Here is a 19,297-nt window from a genome sequence, read left to right on the forward strand (position 1 = left end):
GCTGGGGTGAGTTCGTGGGCGCGGTCGATCGGGACCTCACACTTGGTAGACGAAGCGTTCCCGGTAGGACCACAGTTGGCTGACATTGGTGCGAGAAATCACGCTGGCCCCGCCGGGAAGCGACCGTGTGGTTTGCGCAGGAGCCCCGGTCCCATCCAGGGCGATACTGGCCCCGTTGGGGGTATTGGCGAAACGGATCGTCTTGGCGGGGCCGACGGCGGGGGTTTCGGTGCGTTGGATGATCTGTCCGCCTGCGTCGCGGGTGTACGCGATGACGGTGCAGTCGGCGAGAGTAGTACTGGTGTGCCGGTCGGTGTTGTCGTAGGCGAGGGTCTGGTCGACCAGCTTGGTGGTGTTGCCGTGGGAGTTGTAGCCGATGCCGTTGCGTGCGATTCCGGCGGCGATCGGGTTGAAGTTGGCGACCGGTCCGGCGACGCCGCTAGAGGTGGGGCGGTCGGCTTGGTCGTAGCAGGAGGTGGTGGTTTCGGTGCGGGTCAAGGTTTGGTCGGTACTGGCGGTGCGGCTGCCGTTTCGACCGGCGCCGGAGTTGAGTCCGCAGGATCCTGTGCCGGCCTACTGGTACGTCAACGTGTGTCCGGGGATGGTCGCGGTGACGAGTCTTCCGGCGGCGTCGAACGCGTAGGTGAGGCTGGTGCTTACGGCGCCGTCGGTGGGGGTGTTTGCGACAATTCGCCCGGATTGCGACCGGTAGACCCGGTCGGTGTACCCGTTCTGGCCGGGGAATGCCCAGGTTTGCGCGGCCAGCGTGCCGGTTGGGGTCCGGTCGATGGTCCACAGGCTGGTGCCGTTGTCATAGGTCACCGTGGAGAGTTGTCCGAAACTGCCGTCGGCGGGGTCCGCGAGCAGGGTGCCATCAACGGTGACGGATTCGACTTGACCGCTCAGATTGTAGGTCAATGCGGTCGTCGAGGGTGCCTGGCCCGGCGCGGTGATCTGGGAGGTGGTTGCCTGGCCGGGGACGTTGAAGGTCGCGGAGGTCACGACTCCCCCACGTCGGTATATCGCACCATGCGGCCGACCAGGTCGGTGGTTGTGGTGATGGTCCCGGCGGGATCGGTGACGGTACTAGTCAGGGGATCTGCGGTGATGGCGCCGTTGGCGGCGGCGTAGTTGTTCGTGACGGTGCGTCCCGGAACCCCGTTGTAGTCCGGAAGACGGTCGAGACGGTGCGGCCGCGGGCGTCGTACGTGGCGCACGTCCACGTCGGGTCGCCGCTTCACTTGGAGCCAACCACTCACTTGGAGCCAACCACGCGACCGAACAGATCGTATGCGGGAGCCGTCGGCCACACCACGAAATTGTCTAACTGAGTCTGAGATGCACTGCAATCTGGAGGTCGTCTCCTTGTTTTCTTTCCGAAGAGAAAAGCGATGTTCGTGTCAGTCTGATGCGTAGTGCGCGTTGCTCGCCCCTCAACTTCACAATGGCTTCATTCGCCAACCAAGTGCGTTGCCGAACAGAAAAGTCTGCGATTTCGTCCCACTTGATGACGTGAATCAGCAATTGTGTCGGCAGCTGGAGCGGCCAGTAGATTTCGAGGCCGATGTCTGTGGCGACGACGTAAACACCGGGCGGGGCTGCCAAGCGAAGCCGACGATTCTCGTTCTGATGTATTAGCCACCGAGACGACGCCGAGTCCAGACTTCCGCTGAAGGATATTTGTGCCGATTTGGATGTCGCCAGCTGTCCAAGGGAACGCCTCTGCGATCCGATCCGAATAGTCAAGCCGACCGCGAAGAGTGCGACCGCGAACACCAAGGTGAAAAGCATTCCCGGGAGGCTGCGTAGAACGCCGGTTTGGGGAGACAGCCCAAATCCGAAGAAATTCAAAGGAATCAAAATGAGGAACACGAATATGCAAAACCATGCCATTGCACTAAGCGCCCTCAACGTCCAAAAAACTAGCATTTACATCCCCTCACGAGCTACCAAAGCCATCGCGGCAGAACAGCGGCTCCCAAAAATGCCCCGCCGGCCAGAGTCGAAAAGATGACTGGGCGCACAGACAGCGACACCTGCAGGGGCTCCCCGGGGGCAGCACTGCTTAGCGACAACTGATAGTTATAGCCGTCCTTTACCCCAAGCCCGGTGCACTGGACTGCGCGTCCGATGTTGTTTGCTGGCCGCTCGCACGGCCGATCCACGGTCAGGGTCACGTTCGCCGTCGCAGCGATCTGCTCCAGGTCTCTGGCGGTCACTACCGAGTCGGTCTCCCACCGCCGCGAAATGCTCGGGCACGGGTTGCCGCCCAAACACACGAATCGATCGGGTTCTATAACGTCATCCAGCATTTTCCAGCCTGCAGGAATGGTCAGCTGGGAGACCTGTGAAACGAGGTCTTCGGTGACCCTGTCTTCGAAGGACCTGACGATGAAGAAAGCGGCGACAGCAAGGACGACGATGCCAATCAAGATCGCACCAAGAATCTTCTTCACGGTGTCCCCCGTCGACAGAAGCTCCGGCGACCGTTCCCACCGGTGACTGCTGAGTGCAGCTGCCAGCAGCGTATCGGGGCGGCTGGTTTCATGCCACTAACAAGTCAGTCACGGCACGTCGGTACGTCATGTTCAAGCCGTCCTGACTCCTCAACGCCGGATGTGCGAACAGACACAGGCCGACCTATATGGATGGCGTGCTGTATCCCGGCAGCGCACTCGTAAGACGGACGCCCAAAGGGCGGCATTCCGGGCCTTCGCGGGAATGGGCTCGAGGCCACTTTTTGACCAAAGAGGGTGCCCGATAGCGGAACGGTCAGCGGGCACTGTTGAATTCGTTCCGAATATCGGAGTGGAAACCCTGAGGGGGCTAAAGCGTCTACGGGTGGGTATAGACGCTGAACGATGTAGGCGTACATGTGTACGTGGACTTTTCGATGACATGGGTGCCATCGCCAAGTCGGGCACACTGCTGCCCCGCCTGAATCAGCGGCGGTGCGATGAGTGCGATGATTCCCGCACAGAACAGGATCCCAGCGATCGAGATGATAATGCCGGCAAGAGCGAAGCCGTTCCTCTGGCCGGCACGCTTTGACTTCACCATCGCGACAATACAAATGATGAGGCCGGCGACATCGATGAATCCCACGAACGACAGCACGAACCCCACGATCCCCAGCGTCCGTCCTGGCCGCTCGGGCGCGGCGGCTGGCGGATACGAATACGCGGGGTCCTGCGCGCTCGGGACACCGGGAGCCGGGGGGATGGCGCCTTCACTCATGCAGAAAACCTAGCGCAATCCGTTTGATTGTCTGGTCGAAGACGAGCGGCAGCCGATTCGGCAGCGGAACCTTCACCGGACCTTTCCCGGACAGCCATGGGCGAATCAACCACCACAGAATCCACGGGAATTCTTGGCGCCGGCTCGGGCGTGAAATGCGTCGCCGTCGTTTATAGTCCGCGTGGAAAAGTTAGAGTTATTGGCTGGAACTCCCTTGCGACCCCCTAGTCAACTCCCGCGCCCTTGCGCGGCGAAAAGCATTCTCCGAACCACCCACAGTAAGAATCCCCCGCACTACTTCGGTTCTGCGGGGGATTTTTCGTTAACGCGTGAAAAGAACTTTGTGAAGAAATTTTGGGGCCCACGCTCTGTGCGCGGCCACGAACTCGTGATCGCAGAAGTCGCCCCGTAATTTCTAGATCCTGCGGCGGCCCGGCGTGACTACCGCCCCGACGACTGCCGCCTTCGCCACTGGGGAGGGGCCTGGCGTCACTGCTGCTGCGACAACGGCGGTTTTCGCCACGGGTGCGCCGACGACGCCGACTCTTCCCACTCGTCCTGGTCGAAGCGGCATGTCACTCTCCTACTCTCTCGAGTGTTTGATCGGCCTCGAGTGAGGCGATGATGGCCTGAATGGGAATTCGCCCATTTGCAATCAATTGCCCGCCCGCTCGGCGGGCCGCCGATGCGAAGGGTGCCGCCCAGAGGTTCTCGTAGACAAGAACTCCGGCGGTGCTTCCGGGATCCATCGCGGCCGAAAGGTGCAGAACGTCATCCTCCGCCAGCAGCTCAGCGAGCTCTGCCTCAATCTTCTGCAGCGCGCCGAGCTCGTCCATGTCGGAGAGTTCCATCGCCTCAACAACCCCATCGTCGCCTTTGGCGAGAATCAGGATGTCGATGATCCGAATCGTGCCTGCGTCGACAAGTCTCACCAGTTCATCGACCATTTCGCCCGTGAAATTGGATTGGTCTTTGGGAAACTCAACGATCACAAAATCGACGGGTCCCAACTCGTCGAGTGAAGTCTCGGCCATAACATTCCCCTCTGTCGGTCTCGATCGCTCTGGTTCGGACCAAGAATGTGGCCCATGGTACGCCTCGCTCTGGCAGTCCAACAGGCCGAATCAGCGTGACCCCTGGCCTGGCCCGCCCTGACCGCCAGTGTGGTGTTCCTGCTGGCGCCGCAGGCGCGGCAACGTTGTCGGCGCGGACTCTGCCGCCGAGGGATGCTCGACCGTGTGTGCCGCATACCAACGGTGATAGGAGGCGACCAGGGGTACAGAGGTCAGCCCGTGAAGGATGACGCTGAGCGCGACGGTCACAATGACGGTGGTGAGCACGACCTCGCTGTCGGGGATGCCCCGTTCGAGAGCGAGCAGAGCGAACACCAGCGAGGCGAGCCCACGTGGGCCGAACCAGCCGATGAACGCCACGGTCGGGCGCCTGACCCCCTGACCGGCGAATGCGATCGCGACCGGGATCATGCGTACGAGGGTCAGGCTGAGCGCCGCATACAGCACGACCTGCCAGGTGATGTGCGGGAGAACAAAGGAGAGGGCGAGGGCTCCGAACCCGATCCAGGTGACGGCGGCGAGAAAGCCACCCGCCTCTTCGGTGAGAAGCGTGACAGTCGAACCGCGCGCGCCGGAGAATCTCCCGAACGCGATGCCGCCGACAAAGGCCGCGATGAATCCGCTGCCGCCCAGCAGGACTGCGACGGTGTAGGCCAATAAAGCCACCACGAGTGGCAGAACCTGCCGCCACTCATGCCCGATCCATCCGCGCCGATCCGCTGAACGGAACAGGTACCCGCCCACAATGCCCGCGCCGAGTCCGGCTGCGAGTCCCCCGCCGATCTGGATGGCCATGTTACTGATGACGGATGCGGTCACCCCGGTGTGGAGGTCGGCATTGGCAACGTCGAGTGCGACAAGGAAGAAGGGCACGGCAAGACCGTCATTGAGGCCGCTCTCCACGTCGAGTGCTTGGCGCACGCGGGCCGGCACCGCGGGGTCGGAGACGACTTTCTGGCCGAGCGCCGCATCGGTCGAGGCCAGCATTGTGGAGAGGAGAACAACGGATGCGAGTGCCATGCCCGGAAAGACAAGCGCCCCAACGCCCACGCCGGCCAGCATCGTGAGTGGGAGCCCGATCAGGAGTAGTCGACTCGGCCAGCCGAGCTCGTGTCTGAGCGATCGGAGGTTCAGCCGGCTCGCGTCGCTGAACAAAAGCAGAACCAACGCGACCTCCGCCACTCGCTCGGCAAACACGGACTCAACTGAAAAGTTGAGAATGCCGAGGGCCGAGGCGCTGACGAGGAGGCCGGCAACCATCAGGAAGAGGGCGGAGGTGATGCCACGCCGGTCAAGTGGCCCGGAGAACACGCTCCAGATCAGGATGAGCGCCAGTATCGTCGTCGCCGCTACCATACGGATCAGTGTGGCCTGCGCACGCCCATCCTCCAAGGCAAGATGCCGCGACGGCCCTATCGTGGCCAGGATGTGAAGCGGATAATTGCTCTCATGCCGACCGATGGCTCGGGAATCGACGAATTGGCCAGCGCGCACCTGGCGTTCGACGAGTGGCGCTGGGAAGATGCGTTTACTCATTTCATGGCCGCTGACGCCGAACATCCGTTGGCATCTGCAGACTTGGAGCTCTTGTCCAGATCTGCGGAGCTGACCCGGCACGAAGCGGTGGCAACTCAAACGCTTGAGCGCGCCTATGCCTCCTGCCTCGCGGAGCACGCTGAATTGCGCGCTGCCCGCCTGGCGTTTTGGCACGGATACCGGTTCGCTTCTCTCGGGGAATCCGGGCAGGCCGAGGCCTGGCTCGGCAGATGCGAGCGACTCGTCGACCTGCACGGCGATTGCGCCGAACGCGGCTACCTGTTCTTGCCGCGCATCCATCATCTGATCCACCAGAAGCGCACCGAGGAGGCGCACGCCGCAGCTCAGGAAGCGATGGCGATCGGTGATCGTTTCACCGACGCCGACCTTTCTGCACTAGCACGCCAGCTCGGCGGACGCGCTCTCGTCGAAGCCGGGCGGGTGTCGGAGGGAATGCGCCTTCTGGGCGAAGCCATGCTCATCGCAACCACCGAGCCGGTGACCGAGCTCAGTAAAGGGCTGGTGTACTGCGCGGTAATCGCCAGCTGTCAACGGGTGTTCGCCGTCGACCGGGCCCGTGAGTGGACCGCGGTACTCGACGGTTGGTGCCGGATGCAGGAACAGCTCGGAATGTTCAGCGGCACCTGCCGAGTTCACCGAGCAGAGCTCATGAAGTTCGGCGGCCTCTGGTCAGAGGCTCTCGATGAAGCTCGCCGGGTGACCGCTGGGCTGTCCGCCGACGATGACGGACGGGCCTCGGCGTTCTATGAGGAAGCAGAGATCCACCGGCTGCGCGGCGAACATCGGGCGGCCGAGCTGGCCTACGAGCGAGCCAGCGCACTCGGCGGAGAACCGCAACCGGGGCTGGCGCTGCTGCGTCTGGACCAGGGGCGGTTTGATATCGCGAGCGGCGCGATCAGTCGGGCAGTGATTACCAGCAGAACCGACCTCGACCGGGCCCGGTTTCTTCCCGCCCAGGTCGAGATCATGTTGGCGGTCGGCAACAGCTCGGAAGCCCAGGCTGCCGCGCACGATCTCGAAGAAATCGCCGCGCTCTACGACACTCCCGCCTTGCAGGCGATGTCTGCGCAAGCGAGCGGCCTTGTTCTGCTTGACGCCGGCAACCCCGAAGATGCGCTCCGCTCGCTGCGTCTGGCGCTGCAGCTCTGGTTGATGCTGGCGGCGCCGTATGTGGCGGCTCGGGTGCGCGTCGGCCTTGCTGCAGCATGCGGTGTTCTGGGCGACATCGAGGGTGCGCGGATGGAATTGACTGCGGCACGAGACACCTTCGCCGCGTTGACGGCACGCCCCGATCTCGACCGCTTGGCGTCAGCGCACCCGGCAGCCGCACCTGCGCACGTGCTCAGCGCGCAAGAGCTGCGGGTGCTGCGCCTGGCCGCGCGCGGAGCGACGAACAAGCAAATCGCCACCCAGCTGAAACTCAGTGTCAGAACCGTCGACCGGCACATGAGCAACATCCTCGCGAAACTCGCTGTGCCGTCACGGGCGGCAGYGACCGCCTACGCCTATGAGAACAGGCTGATTCAACGCTGACTGTTGGCGTCGGGCGACGGATGCCTCGACCGCCCAGGACTCCGCGCGGCGGACTGGGTAGAAGTACCCATTCGGTAGGAGCAGGGTGCGGAAGATTTCGCCGATGTGCCGGCAGGGGACGCGTTCTACCGTGTGTGCATGGAACAGCTACGGAACTCAGAAAACACGTCAAGCGGTTGGAATCGCATCGACGTGATCGTGATCGGCGGTGGCCAGGCTGGACTCTCGGTCTCGTACCACCTCGCCCAGTTGGGCGTGCACCATGTGGTGCTCGATGCCGCAGCCCAGATCGGCGACGCCTGGCGCAACCGGTGGGACAGCCTGCGGCTGTTCACCCCGGCCCAGTATGACGGACTCGACGGGATGCGATTCTCGGCCGGCACAGGGTATCTGCCGACCAAGGATGAGATGGCCGACTACCTGCAGGCGTATGCGTCGCGTTTCAATCTCCCCGTACAGAGCGGGATGCGTGTCGACAGTCTGTTTCGCGACGGTGACGACTTCATCGTCACGTGCGGCGCCCGGGTCTTCATCGCCAGTCAGGTCATCGTGGCAATGGCGAACTTGCAGGTCGCCCAAGTGCCGGCCGGCGCGAAGGGGCTCTCCCCCGCCATCCGCCAGTTCGACGCGGTCAGCTATCGCAATCCCGAACAACTCGCAGAGGGCACGACGCTCATCGTGGGAGCCGGAAATTCGGGCGCCGAAATCGCAAAGGATCTCAGCGCGACGCATCCGGTCGTCTTGGCTGGAGCGGGTCCCGGTGAGTTGCCCTTCGCCTCGACAAGCTTCATCGGCCGTCATATCGTCGTGCACCTCCTCAACCGCATCATCTTTCCGAAGGTTCTGTCGGTCGATACACCCATCGGGCGGCGGGCGCGGCCGAAGATGATGAAGCGTGGCGTGCCGTTGATTCGGGTGCGGTCGAAGGAGCTAGCGGCCCTCGGGGTGCGCCGAGTCGGCCGATGTGTCGGAAGCGCTGACGGGAGGCCGCTGCTCGAGGATGGCACCGTGCTGCCCGTCGCCAATGTGGTGTGGTGCAGCGGATTCACCGCCGACTTCTCTTGGATTCACCTGCCTGTGTTCGGTGCAAACGGCGAGCCGATTCACGATCGAGGACTCGTGGCGACCGAGCCGGGGCTCTATTTCGTTGGGCTGCACTTTCTCACGTCGGTCTCATCGGCAATGGTGCACGGTGTGGGCCGCGACGCCCGGAGAATCGCGTCTGTGGTGGCGGAACGGGCCGAAGGCCGACCGCCCGCGATCGAGAAGGCACAGGATCACGCGGTAGGATTGACCCAGATTTCCGGTGCCGCGCAAGCCGCGCCGGAGAGTACTGGTTGAGACAGTGCTCACAGCCCCGGCGCTTTGGCGCCGGGGCTATTTTCTTGTTCTATCCGTGTTCGGTGCGTGCTCGGTTCGTGCTCGTTGCGGCAGCAGCGGCTCTCACGTCAGTCGGAAGATCGCCGCCAATGATGCCGTCGACGCGTCAGACGCTTGGTCTACCGCGCGGATCGCATCCGAATTAACATTCTCTTATGGTTCCGTGTGCAGTCCCGGCCTCGTTGCGCGTGCGGCATGAGTGCTGATTACGAGTTCCACACCGACTGGCGCATTCCGGGCACGGTACCGGAGATCGCGGAGGTCCTGGCCGATGCGGCGACGCTGCCCCGCTGGTGGCCGGCGGTCTACCTCACTGCCGTCGTGTGGCGACCTGCGGATACCGAGGGACGCGGCGCGGTTGTGCGACTGCACACGAAGGGGTGGTTGCCGTATACCCTCCATTGGACCTTGACCGTGACCGAACCGGTCACAGCGACAGGATTCGCTGTGACTGCCGACGGCGATCTCGTCGGCGACGGCCGGTGGTCGTTCGAGCAAGATGGCCCCGAAGTCGTCGTCGGCTATGACTGGCGAGTGAGTGCGAGCAAGGCGCTGCTGCGCCGTCTGACGTGGCTGCTGCGTCCCGTGTTCGCTGCAAACCATCGCTGGGCGATGGCACGCGGCGAGGAGAGCCTGAAACTTGAACTGCGTCGTCGGCGTCAACTGACTTCCGGAGCCGATCGACCGGTGCCGGCCCCTCCCGGCGCGACGTTTCGGCTTCGCCGGCGATCCGTGTCACGCTAGCGTGGCCGAACGACGGGAGGCAAAGTCGCGAGGAATGCAGTGACGGCGTCGCGCTCCTGCTCCGCGTGAGGCCCGATCCAGAGGAGGTGGCTGACCGAATCGGTCATCACCAGCGTCGCGTCGACGATCTGATCGACGAGCGCAAGCGGATGTTCCTGGCCAACTGCCCCGTCGTGACGGCTCGCCACGATGAGTGTGGGCTGATGTATCGGCTGGGTGACGTCGATCGGCTCCCGCAGATCGTTGAGAAAGCCTCTTCCCGAGCGCATCCGTGTGAAGAGCGCCACCAACTGTGCCCGGTCCGCCTCCGACAGCGCCCGGAGGGCTGTGTGAGCGGGAAGCGTGGAAAGAGTTGTGAGCATCCCCCACAACATGATGTCGGGGAACAGGCCGAAGAAGAGACGCGTGACTCCCCACGTCACTCGTTCAACCGTCGGGCGGAAAAGCACCGTCGCGCCAGTTCTGGTCCACCGTGCAGGCCAAGGCAGAAAACTGACCGAACCTTCCAAGACCAGCCCGGAGACAATATCTGGATGCCGCGCCGCGAACGTCATCGCAGTACGACCGCCAGCGGAGATCCCGATCGACACCACGTCCTGATAACCGAGTTGCGCACAGAGCAACGCAATCCGGTCGACGAAGGCCGCGTCATCCGGCCCGGCCTTGAGCGGTGTGCCGCCATAGCCGGGTCGCGAAGGGTGCAGAAGCGACCAGCCGGCATCGCTGAAGGACTCTTGCCCGATCGCGAGGTCCGCCCGCAGGTGCCCACCGTGAAAGAGAACGGCCAGGCGCGGCCCGCTCGTGCGAAGGAGGTACTCGATCTCTGCACCGTCAATGACCCGAGTCACAGGCACCGTGGGCTGCCGCTTCATGGCCTCACCCTAATACCGGCCACATCGCGCAGCAGCGATGGTCAATTGGTTGTGATACTCCAGCCACAAGACTATGGTGATCGCATGTCCACCGAAATGCGCGAACCGACCTTCTGGGTGCTCACTGTGTTGACAGGCGGCCGACGTCATGGCTACGCGCTGATCGAAGAAGCCCGTGAGCTTTCCGGCGGGCGGGTCAGCCTCAAGGCGGCCACACTTTACGCGGCGCTCGAACGACTCGGACAGCTGGGTTGGGTGGAACTCGACGGCGACGAGGTCGTCGATGGTCGCTTGCGCCGCTACTTTCGCTTGACCGATGCGGGCGCAACGCAGCTTGAGATCGAAGTTGCACGACTCGAGGCGAATGCCAGTCAGGCGCGCACCCGATTGCAGGCCCGTCGCTCGTCAACTCCGATTACGGCGTTCTAACCGTGATCGGTCACGGAGACGATTCGCGCAGTGCGGCAGAGGCGGCACGGGCGTCACGATATCGGAAGCTCGTGCGCTGGTATCCGGCCGACTGGCGCAAGCGCAACGGCGAGGCACTCGTGTCGGTGCTCATGGACGAGGATGATGCGCATGGACACGTCGCGCCCACCCCGCTCAGCAGCGTCACCGTTGTCGTCGCCGGCCTGCACGAACGTTTCATCGCACCCGAGCGTCTCAATCGTGTCGGTCTCGCCGCACAGGTCGTCGCGGCCGTGTTCTCAGTGTGGTATCTCGCCGTGATTGCCTGGGCTCCGGGCATCAGCTACGCAGGTACGTTCGGACCGTTCTCGAACCCATCGGCGATCATCGGCGCAATGCTGACGATCGGGCTGGGGTGTGCTCTGTTTGGCCGAGGGAGGACGGCTCGGCTTGTAGCGATGCTCAGTGTTCCCGTCACCATCCTGATTGGGATCCTGTCTGCGAGCCACTCCTGGCTGGGCCCTGGCCTGCCTGCCGTCGTCATCTTTGCCGGACTCGGGCTGATGGCCGGTCTGCAGCTTCGCTCTGCCGTCGATGTCGGCCGAGTTCTCGGCGCCCTTTTCCTGCTGATTCTCGGAATCTACCTGTCGCAGATCGTTCTCGCGCGCTTGCCCGTGCTGACGTCAAGCGCCGCGGGTATTGGAATGACGATTGGATCCGTCACGTCTTTTGCGGGCGCGCTCGTGGTCCTCTGGCCGCTGCGTCCGCGTCTCCGGCGCACGGAATTGAATTAGCGCACGTCGCCTGTTGCGTGGCTCATGCTTACGCTCCACGACGTGGGCGTGGGGAATCCCGCTGGGCGTGCGAGATGGCGCACGCCCACGGGGATTCCCCACGCCAGAGTGAGTCGCGTGGCCGACGGCAGCGCACGGAGGTCGCTCGACAAGGCCAGGCCGACCGCTAGACGAACGACGGATGCTCCGGCGGCAGCGCATGCCGCTGCCCAGCCGCCGCCAGCTGCACGTTGCGGGCTTCCCATTCGGCGAGCTCGCTGCGCAGGGTCTCGAGTGCCTGCCGATCCGGACACTGCGCCACGTTCAGTCCGCAGCCACACAGCCCAGGTTTGGTCGCATCGACTGCATGCCGGTGGGCGAGCCTCCAGAGAACCGCCATCGCGCGGTCGGTGCGCCGGGAAGCGAGTTCGGTCTTACGCTCGGCCCGCTTGACGAGATCATTCGCGAGAACGTCCCGGATGCCCCCGCGCGGCGTTGAATCGAAGCTTCCGGCCAGCAGGCTCCGCAGCTCGTCGACCTCGGCCACACGTTCGGCAATGGTTTGGTCTTTCGCCGCCAACTCAGCGGTCGCGTTCTCAACCGCTGTCGCATGGACATCCTGCAGCTCGGTGTAGAGCCGAAGCCAAAGCGCGACATGGTCAGCGTCGCGACGTTCGGCGCGATCGGCGCCGGTGTGCCGCACGCAGAACGAGCAGACAACCTGATCGGCCGCCGACGTGAAATGGAACGGCTGCATCGACCGGCAGCACAGGCACTGTGCGGCAATGTCTTGATACAGCGGATAGGCGTGGGCCACTCGAACTCCTGTGGTCGATGGGGGAACAACGCGACGTCACTTCGTGGGTTGAACGAGGTGAGGTTGAGCTCCGGAAACGAGCTCTGAGTGAAGCGGGTGAGTCAGGCGCCGCTCGGCGCCTCGTCGATAATGCCGATGAACCGGGTGCCGATTCCGTCAACCTCACGACGGGCCAGACCCTCCGCCGGCTCCGGCAGCTCATCGAATCCATGGTGGTCGCAGCTGAGGTAGGTGAATGTCGGCCACCATTTTTTGGGACGGGCCGCCTCGGTGAAACCACAGACGTCACAGCGAAGCTCCACCCAGACCGGCTTCTTTCCGGTGCGGTTTGCGCGCGACTGAGCCAGCCAGACCGGTGGATTCGTGTCGATCTCGGCGAGCTGCGCCTCGGTCAGTCGCGAGGGAATCCCATTGCGCTGAGCCATTTCGAGCGGGATATCAAGGCGGAGTGCTGCTTCTCTTCTGGTAATCATCTCCACCAAGAATAGGCCGTCGGCCGCACCCACGCCGAGGCGGCCCGCGGGCAAGAGCGGCAGCGCCTGAGATGAAAGAATGATCGGATGCCTGACATCCACTCTCCGCTTGGTCTGCTGCTTGACGTCGACGGGCCGATCGCGAGCCCCGTGACCCGCACCATCGCCACCCCGAGCATCGTCAATGACCTGATTCTGCTCGCCGGCGCGAACGTGCCGATTGCGTTCATCACCGGTCGTTCAGCCGACTTCATCCGCGATGAGGTGATTGCTCCCCTGGTTGCCGCCGGACTGCCGGACGGCCTCCGGATGTACGGAGTGTGCGAGAAGGGGGCGGTCTGGTTTCCGATCAGCCCGGACGGGATGGGCGAGGTTGTCATCGACGCCTCGGTCGCATTCCCCCAGACCGTCATCGACGAAGTGCGCCAACTGGTCGCCGAGCGGTTCAGCGACACGATGTTCTTCGACACGACCAAGCGCGCGATGATCTCGGTCGAGCAGCGCACGGATGTCGACAGCGCGACCTATCTGGCGGCCCAGCCCGCCTTCAACGAGGCCGCGTTCGCCATCGTCGCCCGCCACGGTCTCGGCGTGCGTTACGCCGACCGGGAGCAACCCGACGCGGACGGTTCGGTTCCGTTCCGCCTCGACCCGACGATCATCTCCACCGACATCGAGTCGGTGACCCTCGACAAGGACCACGGCGCCCGTCGGGCCCTGGAGTTCTTCGCCGAGTCCGGTTCGCTGCCCGAGGTCTGGCGCTCAGTCGGTGATTCTCGTAGCGACTATCTGATGGCCGATCACCTGCATGCCGCCGGGTATGACGTCGCGCACGTCGACGTGCGACCGGCCGACGGCATTCTGGACCGCCCCTACCCCGTGATCGTCATGGGTGAACAGATTCACGACGAGGCCGGGGCCGCTTTTCTTGACTACTGGGTGGAGAAGCTGACGCTGCGCTAATCCAGCAGCCGCACGCCGTTCTGCAGGGTGCTGCGCAGCTCGAAGACCTTCTCGAAACTCCCCCGGCTCATCCCTGGCATGCCCTCGCGTAGCAGCCCGACCAAGCGTGACCGCGGAACGACGAGAAGTATCGGGCGGCGGCCCCGCGCCGGYAGCGTGAAGACTTCGCTGAGCGCCGCATCGGGAAGCACGATCACGAGGGCGGTGAACTTCACCCGCAGCTCACGGGAGAACGCCCGGGCGGCGTCTTCGAAATCGTGAATCGGCTCGGCGCCCTCAAGCGACTCCCCGACCAGTTCGCCGCGCTTGAGCTCGACCGGGCCGCCCCAGTCTTCCGACAGGATCGCGAAGAGGCCGGCCGGACCCAACACCACATGGTCGAGCTTGTGGCCACGCGGGCCGGCTGCGACGTCGTGCCAGGCGGTGTAGCCGATCCCGAGACTCGAGATGAGCTGGGCGGTGGATTCCTCGGCGAGGGCCTTCGCCAAGGTGTGCCGGATCTCCCGCGGGGCAGAGCGGATCAGTTGCGGCGCGTAGGGGTCGTCGAGCGTGGTTCCGCGGCCAGACCACTCCCGGATCAGCGTGAGGTAGTGCTGCCGGGCAATGCCACCGGGATGCCCGTGCATGCGTGCCTTCGGCCCCGACGACGGGGTGGAGCGACCGGAAGCACCGCCGGCCGCGCGAGCAGATCCCGACGCACTGCCGGGACCCGCCGTGCGTGTCGGATGCTGGTCGGCCTCCGCGAAACGATGGCCGTCGTAGGCCGCCCGACTCTGCGGAGTGCCGATCCGCTCCCAGGCTGTCTGAACGGCCTGAAATTCAACGGCGTTCCCTCCCACATCGGGGTGGGTGGCACGCAGGCGCCGACGATACGCGCGGCGCAACTCGTCGTCGCCGACCGTCGCGGCGACACCCAACACTTCATAGGGGGTGGATGCGGCGGGACTATCAGGCATCCGGGGCGTTCTCTTTCAACGTGGATCAAGGGCGGGAGACACCGCTCAATCGGCAGTGCACCCCCACGGGCGGTATAACAACGTATCGAACAATTCTGGCACGATGCCGATGAACACCTGATCATGGCTGAGGATGCCCGCGCGTCGCGCTGGGAACCCGACGCGTGGTGAACCCGGCCAGAGCGCGATTCTGTGCAAGCATCGGCCCATGAAGAGTAATACGTCGTGGCCGCGAGTGCACCGGTCCGGCACCCGATTCGTGCTGATGCTGGTGGCGGGCGTGCTTGTGGCTACCGTCACCGGGCTCCTCGGTTACTGGGACTTCGCGCTCATCGCCGGCTGGGGCGCCGCATCCATCACGTACATCGTCTGGGTCTGGGCGATGATCGGGCGCATGGATGCCGCCACGACGGCCAGCCACGCAACGCGCGAGGACCCGGCGCGACCAATGGCCGACCTCCTGATCGTGCTCGCCAGCATTGCGAGCCTCGGCGCCATCGTGTTTCTGCTCATCGGAACCAGCGGCGCCAGTGACAGGGTGCAGGTGGTGGTCGCCGTGTTCGCGGTCTTCGGCGTCGCACTGTCCTGGTTTCTGATCCACACCCTGTTCACGCTGCGCTACGCGTCCCTCTACTACCGAGGGGTCGACGGGGGCGTGGACTTCAACCAGAAGGAACCGCCGAGCTACGGCGACTTCGCCTACCTGGCGTTCACCCTGGGCATGACGTTTCAGGTCTCAGACACGAACCTGACCACTCGTGAGGTGCGGATGACCGCCCTGCGGCACGCTTTACTGTCGTATCTCTTCGGCTCGGTGATTCTGGCCAGTCTGATCAACCTGATCGCTGGGCTCTCGAGCAGCACGTCATAAGCCCGGCCGTGCAGGAGCAGGGCCGGGCCGGGTAAAGCGAGACGGAAGGTTAGTCGCGCAGAATGTTCGTCGGAATCGCGATGGACAATGCCACGCACAGAATTCCGGCGAAGAAGATCGGCAGCATGCCGGCGGTCACAGCGAACGCGAGGCCAAACAGCCACATGCCAAGCACGAAGATGGCGAGAGAGACGATGAAGATAACGACATTCATGAACTGTTCCTTGCGATGGGCTGCCAACGGGCACGGCTGACGCCGCACCATCGAGCGTAGCGCGTTGCCGGGCACCGGAGGCGGCACTGAGAAAAGCCGGTCCATTCAAACTGCTCCTGTTACCCTGAAATGACCAAGACAGGGGTAGCAAGCCCAGCTGATCGGTCGGGTTCTCCCCTCTCAGGCGAGGAGGAACTCCGTGCAAGCGTCCGAGACTCTCAGCAAGAATCTGCAATCAGTTCTGGTGGACCTCATCGAACTGCATCTTCAGGGCAAACAGGCGCATTGGAACATCGTCGGAACGAATTTTCGCGATCTGCACCTCCAGCTCGACGAGATCGTCGATGCGGTGCGCGAGTTCTCCGATGTGATCGCCGAGCGGATGCGCGCGCTCGACTGTGTGCCAGATGGCCGCAGCGAGACGGTCAGCGACACGACCAAGCTCCCGCCCTTTCCCGACGGCGAAGTCAGCACGTCGGACGCCGTCGACCTGATCACCGAGCGGCTGACCGCGACGGTGAACAACGTTCGTGCCGTGCATGACGAGGTCGACGATGAAGATCCGTCGACCGCCGATCTGCTCCACGGCATCATCGACACGCTTGAGCAGTATGCCTGGATGGTCGGCGCCGAGAACCGCACGCCGCGCAAGCCCGGGTTTGAGCGCGTGGCCCGAGTTCTCTGAGGCTCGACCATGGCAGGGCCCCGCCTTCCGGATCTGACCGACCGTCCGCACACGCTGCACGTGGAACGGGTGATGGTCTCGCATCCCTCCGACCTCTACGATGCCTGGACCGAGTGGTTCGAACTGTGGTTCGCGGCCCGCGGTTCGGTGTCGATGCTCGCCGAGGTGAACGCGCCGTTCTTCTTTCAGACCGAGTTCGAGGGCAAGAGACACCCGCACTATGGACGGTTTCTGCGCCTCGAGCACGACCGTCTCGTCGAACTCACCTGGGTGACGAGTGGAACGCTGGGTGCCGAAACCGTGGTCACGGTCGAGCTGATCCCGCACGGTGAGTCAACGCTGCTCCGTCTTACCCACGCCGGATTCCCGAACGCCGAGCTGAAGGAACAGCACGCCGCGGCCTGGCCGGAGATTCTTGATCAGCTCGACGCACGGCTCATTGAGCACAGCGGGCAGTGAAGCGCAGTCCACAGCTTCGCACGGAGTTCGCGCCAGGCCCGCCGGCATCGCTACCGTGGGACCATGTCAGAAACAGCCGAGGTGAGCATCCGTGTGCATGATGGCATCGGCCACCTCACCCTCAACCGTCCGGAGGCGTTGAACGCCCTCACCCATTCAATGGTGCTGTTGCTGACCGAAGCACTCACCGCGTGGCGGGACAGTTCTGAGGTCTCACTCGTCGTTCTCGACGGCGCCGGCGACCGCGGCCTCTGCGCCGGCGGCGACGTGCGCGTTCTCTACGACAACGCCGTGTCGGGAGACACCGCTGCCTCGCTCGCCTTCTTGCGCGACGAATACCGGCTGAACGCAATGATCGCCGAGTACCCGAAGCCGTTTGTGGCGATCATGGATGGCGTCACAATGGGCGGCGGGATCGGTCTGGCCGGTCACGCCAGCATCCGTGTCGTGACTGAACGCTCGAAGCTGGCCATGCCGGAGACCCGCATCGGCTTCTGCCCGGATGTCGGCGGCACCTGGCTGCTCGCCCGCGCTCCGGGCGAACTGGGTACCTACCTGGCGCTGAGTTCGGCGACCATGAGCGGCTCGGACGCCCTCGTGCTGGGCTTCGCCGACTACTTCGTGCCGTCGCGGTTGCTGCCGCACCTGTTGCTGGCCTTCGCCGAGCGCGCAGATCCCGGTTCACCGAGTGAGATTGTGCTCCTTTTCGACGAAACGCCTGAGCCGTCGGAACTCTCCCTTCGTCGCGACTGGGTCGACGCCTGCTTCTCGGCCGACACCGTGTCAGAGATCATCGCGCGACTCGACGACTACGCCGCGACCCATTCCAGCGAAGAGGCGAGGGCCGCCGCCGATGCGCTGGTCTCCCTCTCCCCGACCGCGGTGACCGTCACGCTCGCCGCGCTCCGCGAGGCACGCGGTCTACCCGGTCTGCGCGCCGCGCTGGAGTTGGAGCACCGCGTCTGCGCCTGGCTGCTCGATCAACCTGACCTGCGTGAGGGAATTCGCGCGCAGATCATCGACAAAGACCGCTCACCCCGTTGGAACCCGGCACGCCTCGATCTGCTTTCGCCCGATCTCGCCGCCCGCGCCCTGCAGCATCCGGTGACCGACCCACTCTGGTAAAACGCATCACAGGGTTCCACAGATGAGCCTTGTCGACCCCTTGGCACGTGGGTAGTTTGAGCCTCAAACCTGCATTCAGAGGCATTCCATCAGACCCGGTGCAGTTCACAATTGTGCGGAGCTTCCGCATAGTGCCTGCACGAAAACTCCCTGCTAAGGAGACATCATGTTTCGCACAACCAAGAATTCAAGAAGAGCACTTCGCCGCACCGCGATCGGGGTACTCGCCCTCACCGCACTACTCGTCCCGGTACAGTCGGCCGCCGCGAACAAGCCAACCGCTCAGACCGTCATTGAGCTGCCAGGCGCCACATCGGCCGAGGGAATCGCGGCCGGACGGGGGAACACCTTCTACGCGGGCGATCTGAACCTCGGCGACATCTACCGCGGAGACGTTCGCAGAGGCACCGCCGAATTGTTCATCGACGCTCCGGACGGCCGGGCAGCGGTGGGGATGAAGGCGGACGTACCCAACAATCTGCTGTTCGTGGCCGGAGGTGCCACCGGCCAGGCCTACGTCTACGACACCAGCACCGGTGACACCGTGGCGACATACCAGCTGACCGCGGAGGCCTCCTTCATCAACGATGTCACCCTGACCCGGGAAGGCGCCTGGTTCACCAACTCCGTGCGCCCCGAGTTGTATCTTGTTCCGGTCAGCCGCTCGGGTGAACTCGGCAGTGTCGAGACGCTGACCTTGACGGGCCCGGCCGCCGACATCGCATCCGCCTTCAACCTCAACGGCATTGCCGCTTCCGCCAACGGCAAGACTCTCATCGTCGCCCATTCAGGCAACGGCGCTCTGTATACGGTCGACCCGGATAACGGTTCGAGCGCTGTCATCGCCGACGTGAGCGTGCCCGCCGTCGATGGCATCGTCGTCCGCGGCAACAGTCTGTGGGCGGTGCAGAACCAGCTCAACCAGGTCAGTCGCGTCGCACTTGCCTCTGACCTTTCGTCGGGCGAAGTGCGTGACGTGATCACAAGCGCCGACTTCGAGACGCCGACAACGGCGGCCCTGTTCGGCAACACCCTCGCCGTGGTCAACGCGAAGTTCTTCACTCCAGGAGCGACTGATTTCGAGGTCGTTCTTGTCCCTGCTCGCAACTGAACTGCTCGTGCTGAGCCTGAAGCATCGGCCGCCCACCTACCCTGGT

Annotated in this window: 24 protein-coding genes; 11 read left to right on the forward strand and 13 right to left on the reverse strand. The window is 64.0% G+C overall.

All coding sequences use genetic code 11. The annotated features are described in order from the left end of the window. Window positions 1-36: 36 nt before the first annotated feature. The 8 genes from AB4Y63_RS04190 to AB4Y63_RS04225 all read right to left on the reverse strand — a co-directional run bounded on the left by AB4Y63_RS04190 (window position 37) and on the right by AB4Y63_RS04225 (window position 5,666). Entirely contained in the window at window positions 37-498 is a 462-nt protein-coding gene (locus AB4Y63_RS04190) for a hypothetical protein (RefSeq protein ID WP_441789788.1), read from the reverse strand. 75 nt (window positions 499-573) lie between these two features. Further along, window positions 574-1,002 (reverse strand): hypothetical protein, encoded by a 429-nt coding sequence (locus AB4Y63_RS04195; protein WP_441789789.1) that lies wholly within the window; start codon window positions 1,000-1,002, stop codon window positions 574-576. Continuing rightward, window positions 999-1,241: a hypothetical protein gene (locus AB4Y63_RS04200; protein WP_441789790.1), complete on the reverse strand. Its 243-nt coding sequence runs from the start codon at window positions 1,239-1,241 to the stop codon at window positions 999-1,001. Before AB4Y63_RS04200 ends, AB4Y63_RS04195 begins: the two co-directional genes overlap by 4 nt. A gap of 705 nt (window positions 1,242-1,946) precedes the next feature. Further along, window positions 1,947-2,456 carry a hypothetical protein gene (locus AB4Y63_RS04205; protein WP_441789791.1) on the reverse strand — a complete coding sequence of 170 codons (510 nt, stop codon included), beginning with the start codon at window positions 2,454-2,456 and terminating at the stop codon, window positions 1,947-1,949. A gap of 379 nt (window positions 2,457-2,835) precedes the next feature. Then, entirely contained in the window at window positions 2,836-3,237 is a 402-nt protein-coding gene (locus AB4Y63_RS04210) for a DUF4190 domain-containing protein (RefSeq protein WP_441789792.1), read from the reverse strand. Window positions 3,238-3,652: 415 nt separating this feature from the next. Continuing rightward, on the reverse strand, window positions 3,653-3,811 hold the full coding sequence (locus AB4Y63_RS04215; protein ID WP_441789793.1) for a hypothetical protein: 159 nt from the start codon (window positions 3,809-3,811) through the stop codon (window positions 3,653-3,655). 1 nt (window position 3,812) lies between these two features. Next, a complete protein-coding gene (locus AB4Y63_RS04220; protein WP_441789794.1) occupies window positions 3,813-4,271 on the reverse strand; it encodes a DUF6325 family protein in 459 nt (152 codons plus the stop codon). A gap of 90 nt (window positions 4,272-4,361) precedes the next feature. Beyond that, window positions 4,362-5,666, reverse strand: coding sequence for a cation:proton antiporter (locus AB4Y63_RS04225; protein WP_441789795.1), 1,305 nt, complete (start codon window positions 5,664-5,666; stop codon window positions 4,362-4,364). A gap of 93 nt (window positions 5,667-5,759) precedes the next feature. On the opposite strand from AB4Y63_RS04225, the gene AB4Y63_RS04230 reads away from it, so the two are divergent. The 3 genes from AB4Y63_RS04230 to AB4Y63_RS04240 all read left to right on the forward strand — a co-directional run bounded on the left by AB4Y63_RS04230 (window position 5,760) and on the right by AB4Y63_RS04240 (window position 9,524). After that, window positions 5,760-7,400 (forward strand): LuxR C-terminal-related transcriptional regulator, encoded by a 1,641-nt coding sequence (locus tag AB4Y63_RS04230; protein ID WP_441789796.1) that lies wholly within the window; start codon window positions 5,760-5,762, stop codon window positions 7,398-7,400. Between the two features lie 138 nt (window positions 7,401-7,538). After that, window positions 7,539-8,741, forward strand: coding sequence for a flavin-containing monooxygenase (locus tag AB4Y63_RS04235; RefSeq protein WP_441789797.1), 1,203 nt, complete (start codon window positions 7,539-7,541; stop codon window positions 8,739-8,741). Between the two features lie 234 nt (window positions 8,742-8,975). After that, window positions 8,976-9,524 (forward strand): SRPBCC family protein, encoded by a 549-nt coding sequence (locus AB4Y63_RS04240; protein WP_441789798.1) that lies wholly within the window; start codon window positions 8,976-8,978, stop codon window positions 9,522-9,524. Here AB4Y63_RS04240 and AB4Y63_RS04245 read toward each other — a convergent pair. Further along, complete coding sequence (locus AB4Y63_RS04245) at window positions 9,521-10,396, reverse strand: alpha/beta fold hydrolase (protein WP_441789799.1); 876 nt, start codon at window positions 10,394-10,396, stop codon at window positions 9,521-9,523. The two genes, AB4Y63_RS04240 and AB4Y63_RS04245, sit on opposite strands and share 4 nt — an antisense overlap. Window positions 10,397-10,480: 84 nt before the next feature. Here AB4Y63_RS04245 and AB4Y63_RS04250 point away from each other — a divergent pair, with 84 nt between their 5' ends. Both AB4Y63_RS04250 and AB4Y63_RS04255 read left to right on the forward strand, forming a co-directional pair. Continuing rightward, a complete protein-coding gene (locus tag AB4Y63_RS04250) occupies window positions 10,481-10,825 on the forward strand; it encodes a PadR family transcriptional regulator (RefSeq protein ID WP_441789800.1) in 345 nt (114 codons plus the stop codon). A 2-nt stretch (window positions 10,826-10,827) separates the two neighbouring features. Beyond that, complete coding sequence (locus tag AB4Y63_RS04255) at window positions 10,828-11,598, forward strand: hypothetical protein (protein ID WP_441789801.1); 771 nt, start codon at window positions 10,828-10,830, stop codon at window positions 11,596-11,598. A gap of 166 nt (window positions 11,599-11,764) precedes the next feature. Here the strand turns inward: AB4Y63_RS04255 and AB4Y63_RS04260 are convergent, their stop codons facing one another. Continuing rightward, window positions 11,765-12,394 (reverse strand): hypothetical protein, encoded by a 630-nt coding sequence (locus AB4Y63_RS04260; RefSeq protein ID WP_441789802.1) that lies wholly within the window; start codon window positions 12,392-12,394, stop codon window positions 11,765-11,767. 101 nt (window positions 12,395-12,495) lie between these two features. Continuing rightward, window positions 12,496-12,867 carry a hypothetical protein gene (locus AB4Y63_RS04265; protein ID WP_441789803.1) on the reverse strand — a complete coding sequence of 124 codons (372 nt, stop codon included), beginning with the start codon at window positions 12,865-12,867 and terminating at the stop codon, window positions 12,496-12,498. Between the two features lie 87 nt (window positions 12,868-12,954). Here AB4Y63_RS04265 and AB4Y63_RS04270 point away from each other — a divergent pair, with 87 nt between their 5' ends. Then, a complete protein-coding gene (locus tag AB4Y63_RS04270) occupies window positions 12,955-13,830 on the forward strand; it encodes a hypothetical protein (RefSeq protein ID WP_441789804.1) in 876 nt (291 codons plus the stop codon). Here the strand turns inward: AB4Y63_RS04270 and AB4Y63_RS04275 are convergent. Then, window positions 13,827-14,786: a J domain-containing protein gene (locus AB4Y63_RS04275; protein ID WP_441789805.1), complete on the reverse strand. Its 960-nt coding sequence runs from the start codon at window positions 14,784-14,786 to the stop codon at window positions 13,827-13,829. The two genes, AB4Y63_RS04270 and AB4Y63_RS04275, sit on opposite strands and share 4 nt — an antisense overlap. A gap of 208 nt (window positions 14,787-14,994) precedes the next feature. On the opposite strand from AB4Y63_RS04275, the gene AB4Y63_RS04280 reads away from it, so the two are divergent. Further along, on the forward strand, window positions 14,995-15,657 hold the full coding sequence (locus tag AB4Y63_RS04280) for a DUF1345 domain-containing protein (protein WP_441789806.1): 663 nt from the start codon (window positions 14,995-14,997) through the stop codon (window positions 15,655-15,657). A 49-nt stretch (window positions 15,658-15,706) separates the two neighbouring features. On the opposite strand, the gene AB4Y63_RS04285 is transcribed toward AB4Y63_RS04280, so the two are convergent. Continuing rightward, window positions 15,707-15,871: a hypothetical protein gene (locus tag AB4Y63_RS04285; RefSeq protein ID WP_441789807.1), complete on the reverse strand. Its 165-nt coding sequence runs from the start codon at window positions 15,869-15,871 to the stop codon at window positions 15,707-15,709. A gap of 199 nt (window positions 15,872-16,070) precedes the next feature. On the opposite strand from AB4Y63_RS04285, the gene AB4Y63_RS04290 reads away from it, so the two are divergent. The 4 genes from AB4Y63_RS04290 (at window position 16,071) to AB4Y63_RS04305 (ending at window position 19,251) form a co-directional block, all read left to right on the forward strand. Then, window positions 16,071-16,556, forward strand: a complete 486-nt coding sequence (locus AB4Y63_RS04290; protein ID WP_441789808.1) for a Dps family protein — start codon at window positions 16,071-16,073, stop codon at window positions 16,554-16,556. A 9-nt stretch (window positions 16,557-16,565) separates the two neighbouring features. Next, the gene (locus tag AB4Y63_RS04295) at window positions 16,566-17,015 is read left to right on the forward strand and encodes an SRPBCC family protein (protein WP_441789809.1); all 450 of its coding nucleotides are present in this window, start codon (window positions 16,566-16,568) and stop codon (window positions 17,013-17,015) included. A gap of 63 nt (window positions 17,016-17,078) precedes the next feature. Continuing rightward, a complete protein-coding gene (locus AB4Y63_RS04300) occupies window positions 17,079-18,140 on the forward strand; it encodes an enoyl-CoA hydratase/isomerase family protein (protein WP_441789810.1) in 1,062 nt (353 codons plus the stop codon). 166 nt (window positions 18,141-18,306) lie between these two features. Further along, window positions 18,307-19,251: an SMP-30/gluconolactonase/LRE family protein gene (locus tag AB4Y63_RS04305; RefSeq protein ID WP_441789811.1), complete on the forward strand. Its 945-nt coding sequence runs from the start codon at window positions 18,307-18,309 to the stop codon at window positions 19,249-19,251. The last annotated feature ends 46 nt before the right edge of the window (window positions 19,252-19,297 follow it).

This window comes from Leifsonia sp. YAF41, from assembly GCF_052113185.1.
Lineage (GTDB): Bacteria > Actinomycetota > Actinomycetes > Actinomycetales > Microbacteriaceae > Cryobacterium.

Bases quoted from the DNA above. Each gene is read 5' to 3' on its own strand.
- AB4Y63_RS04210 (WP_441789792.1), bottom strand. From the start codon at position 3,237: ATGAGTGAAGGCGCCATCCCCCCGGCTCCCGGTGTCCCGAGCGCGCAG.
- AB4Y63_RS04215 (WP_441789793.1), bottom strand. From the start codon at position 3,811: ATGCCGCTTCGACCAGGACGAGTGGGAAGAGTCGGCGTCGTCGGCGCA.
- AB4Y63_RS04220 (WP_441789794.1), bottom strand. From the start codon at position 4,271: ATGGCCGAGACTTCACTCGACGAGTTGGGACCCGTCGATTTTGTGATC.
- AB4Y63_RS04225 (WP_441789795.1), bottom strand. From the start codon at position 5,666: ATGGTAGCGGCGACGACGATACTGGCGCTCATCCTGATCTGGAGCGTG.
- AB4Y63_RS04235 (WP_441789797.1), top strand. From the start codon at position 7,539: ATGGAACAGCTACGGAACTCAGAAAACACGTCAAGCGGTTGGAATCGC.
- AB4Y63_RS04240 (WP_441789798.1), top strand. From the start codon at position 8,976: ATGAGTGCTGATTACGAGTTCCACACCGACTGGCGCATTCCGGGCACG.
- AB4Y63_RS04245 (WP_441789799.1), bottom strand. From the start codon at position 10,396: ATGAAGCGGCAGCCCACGGTGCCTGTGACTCGGGTCATTGACGGTGCA.
- AB4Y63_RS04250 (WP_441789800.1), top strand. From the start codon at position 10,481: ATGTCCACCGAAATGCGCGAACCGACCTTCTGGGTGCTCACTGTGTTG.
- AB4Y63_RS04265 (WP_441789803.1), bottom strand. From the start codon at position 12,867: ATGATTACCAGAAGAGAAGCAGCACTCCGCCTTGATATCCCGCTCGAA.
- AB4Y63_RS04270 (WP_441789804.1), top strand. From the start codon at position 12,955: ATGCCTGACATCCACTCTCCGCTTGGTCTGCTGCTTGACGTCGACGGG.
- AB4Y63_RS04280 (WP_441789806.1), top strand. From the start codon at position 14,995: ATGAAGAGTAATACGTCGTGGCCGCGAGTGCACCGGTCCGGCACCCGA.
- AB4Y63_RS04285 (WP_441789807.1), bottom strand. From the start codon at position 15,871: ATGAATGTCGTTATCTTCATCGTCTCTCTCGCCATCTTCGTGCTTGGC.
- AB4Y63_RS04295 (WP_441789809.1), top strand. From the start codon at position 16,566: ATGGCAGGGCCCCGCCTTCCGGATCTGACCGACCGTCCGCACACGCTG.
- AB4Y63_RS04300 (WP_441789810.1), top strand. From the start codon at position 17,079: ATGTCAGAAACAGCCGAGGTGAGCATCCGTGTGCATGATGGCATCGGC.
- AB4Y63_RS04305 (WP_441789811.1), top strand. From the start codon at position 18,307: ATGTTTCGCACAACCAAGAATTCAAGAAGAGCACTTCGCCGCACCGCG.